We start from the raw sequence: 2,870 nt of genomic DNA, 5'->3' as shown, positions 1-2,870 counted from the left end.
TGAAAGTAATGATAGTAACTTCTCATTACGGTCTGGAAAATACAATACACTATATGACATCTTTTTGAGGACAAAGAAACTCTATTATACTATATAATAAGACACGTACTACACCGAATAGATACTTGGACCATGGTTGAGATATCGTTGGACCATGGTCCAACGATATCTCAACCATGGTCCAACGATTAAATGTTCGTTAACAAAATTGTTAACTATCACTATCTGAACAATAGAATACTATTACCTTTTAAAGTATATCCTTAATCTCGGTGAGCTGTTTGACTGTGAAGGTTGGTTCAAACCCTTTGGAAGGCAGCCCTTCCGGATTAAACCAAAGCTGATCCATACCGGCATTAAAGGCTCCGGCAATATCCGCATCCCAACTGTCGCCTATCATTAAAGACTGGCTGCGTCGTGAATTGGTGTTGATAAGAGCAAAGTCGAAAATTTGTTTGTGAGGTTTGTTTATGCCCGCATCTTCGGAAAGAATCATCCGTTCGATATAGGGCGAAAGTCCCGCATTGAAGAGCTTTTTGGATTGTACCTCCCTGAATCCGTTGGATAGGATAAACAGACGGTAGCCGGCCGACTTAAGATAATCCAATATCTCAATTGATCCGGGAATAAGGCGGGTTTTCAATGTCGTACGATTCAGGAAATCTTTGTTAAGCGCAATCACATAGGAAGGGTCCGATATGCCAAACGGCCGGAGTATATGCAGAAACCGCTCTACGATAAGGGTTTGTTTATCGATAGCCCCTTCGCGGTATTGCTCCCACAGCGAGAGGTTATTGGGCATATAGGTAGCAAAAAAAGCCTCGAAGGAGGCATAGAACCGATCAAATTTATAATCGGTGTACACTTCTTCGAGGCATTCTTTATTGTTATGATACGTATCCCAGAGGGTATCGTCCAGATCAATGAATAAATTCTTGTACATCAGTTTTTCATCCAACTTCGATAACAAGATATTTACCCAGGCTCCAGAATTGTTTTACATCTGTAATTTTCAGTGTAAGATTGCCGTCCTCGTCTTTATCCAACTGATAAGAGCCTTGCGGATGGTTCGATTTTAACTGAGCCTTGGGTGAGAACAAAGGTATTTCGGTTACTTCGCGGATATCGATGGTAATGAAATAATCTTTATTAAACCCACTCTGAAGCACTTTTGATTTGGCAAAAATACCGCCACCGCTTAGAATCTTCTGGTCTTTCAATTCCTTGGAAGTTCCGAAGCAATAGTAAGCCGTATTCAACGCCTTGTCTTGTGCATGAAGTTTCTCCGACTGAGCGGCTGTAGTTGTTGAAAGAGACTCTACATCCTGTGTAAGCGAACCAACCATTTCGTCCAATTCCTGAATACGTACATTCTTGTTGGCCAGATCTTCCTGAAGAGCCACAATCATGGCAGTCTTCTGATCCAGTTCGGAAGCAAGTCTGTCTACCGTCTTCTTCAATTCAGCAGATTTGAAACCGCTTGATTTTAGTTGAGCCTGCAATTTTGCAATCTGCTCTTTATTCTTTTTCAAGGTTTCGGTAACCAGTTGCATGTTGCTTCTGATTTGCTCTTTGCTATTTTGATTAAGCTCTACACCTCCTTGTTGTTGGATAGACAGGTAATTTTCGGCATCACGGATGGACTGGAAATTAGTTTCCACTTCATTCAGAATTGAAAGCATTTCATTCAACTCAGTAGACGATTTTGCATTTTCTAGTTTAAGCGAGTCGTTTTCTGCCTGTAATTGTTTATAATCCGCAGAGTTCTGCCCGCAAGAGGCGAACATGGCTGCACAGATAATCGTAACTAGTACTTTTTTCATGTTTTTGATTGAATCTTTAATTAAACTTCGTTGACTTTCTCTTTTTCCATCTTGTTATTTAAGCCTGCTAAAACTATAACAATCTCACCTTTAGGTTCGTTCATCGAAAAATGCGATATGACTTCCGAGAGGGTACCTCGAACCGTTTCTTCATGCAATTTTGAAATCTCGCGCGAAACGGATACCTTTCGTTCGGCTCCCATAAATTCACTCAGTTGAGTAAGTGTCTTTACCAGCCGGAAAGGAGATTCATAAAAAATAATTGTACGGGGTTCTATGGCAAGTTCCTTCAACCGGGTCTGCCTTCCCTTTTTCTGGGGAAGAAAGCCTTCAAAACAGAATTTATCGCAAGGTAACCCCGAATTTACAAGAGCCGGGACAAAGGCTGTCGCACCGGGCAGACATTCTACATCCACTCCTTGTTCAACACATGCACGTACAAGCATAAAACCCGGATCGGAGATGGCGGGCGTACCGGCATCGGAAACCAGGGCGATGTTTTCGCCCCCCCGGATTCGGCTAGCCAGCTGGTCAACCGACTTATGCTCATTGAATTTATGATGACTGAGCATCTTGTTCTGTATCTCAAAATGCTTCAATAAGAAACCTGTTGTTCTCGTATCTTCCGCAAGAATAAGATCGGCCTCCTTCAAGACCCTTATGGCCCTGAGTGTGATGTCTTCCAGATTACCTACCGGAGTGGGAACAATTGTTAATTTTGCCATCAGTAAATATGCTTATATTTATGAAAAACGTTTTTCCAGCAATTTAATAAAATCTGCCACGGCTTCGTCTTCCACATTCCATTTTAATTTTTTGTCGAGATATGTAATCGATTCCTCAAACGATTGCAACTCATTTAAATCGCTGATCGCTTCATTCATCCGCCCTTCGTCTCCCCCGAACAGTTCCCTGCGGAACCTGAAACGGTCGTTCAGACTGAATGCCTTCCTGAAGTCGGCCAGAAACTTTTTCTGTATCACCTCATTCAACGAAATAGAATGGGGGAGCGACTGTTCCAATGTAGTAGCGTGAGAGGATGCAGAA

General features: G+C 42.1%; 3 protein-coding genes and 1 pseudogene. All 4 read right to left on the bottom strand.

Annotated features, from left to right (window positions below; genetic code table 11):
• Window positions 1-250 precede the first annotated feature (250 nt).
• Window positions 251-946 carry a YjjG family noncanonical pyrimidine nucleotidase gene (locus AB7E53_RS12575; RefSeq protein WP_068184624.1) on the bottom strand — a complete coding sequence of 232 codons (696 nt, stop codon included), beginning with the start codon at window positions 944-946 and terminating at the stop codon, window positions 251-253.
• Between the two features lie 4 nt (window positions 947-950).
• Entirely contained in the window at window positions 951-1,823 is an 873-nt protein-coding gene (locus AB7E53_RS12570) for a Cbp1 family collagen-binding glycoprotein adhesin (RefSeq protein WP_446776013.1), read from the bottom strand.
• Between the two features lie 20 nt (window positions 1,824-1,843).
• Window positions 1,844-2,548, bottom strand: a complete 705-nt coding sequence (gene rsmI, locus AB7E53_RS12565) for a 16S rRNA (cytidine(1402)-2'-O)-methyltransferase (RefSeq protein WP_446776011.1) — start codon at window positions 2,546-2,548, stop codon at window positions 1,844-1,846.
• 18 nt (window positions 2,549-2,566) lie between these two features.
• Window positions 2,567-2,870 (bottom strand): annotated as a pseudogene (locus AB7E53_RS12560) (hypothetical protein); the annotation flags it as partial.

The sequence above is a fragment of the Macellibacteroides sp. genome, assembly GCF_050251695.1.
In the GTDB taxonomy this organism is placed as follows: domain Bacteria; phylum Bacteroidota; class Bacteroidia; order Bacteroidales; family Tannerellaceae; genus Macellibacteroides; species Macellibacteroides fermentans.
Note: the sequence above shows the minus strand (reverse complement) of the source record. Positions and strands in the feature narration are given on the sequence as shown.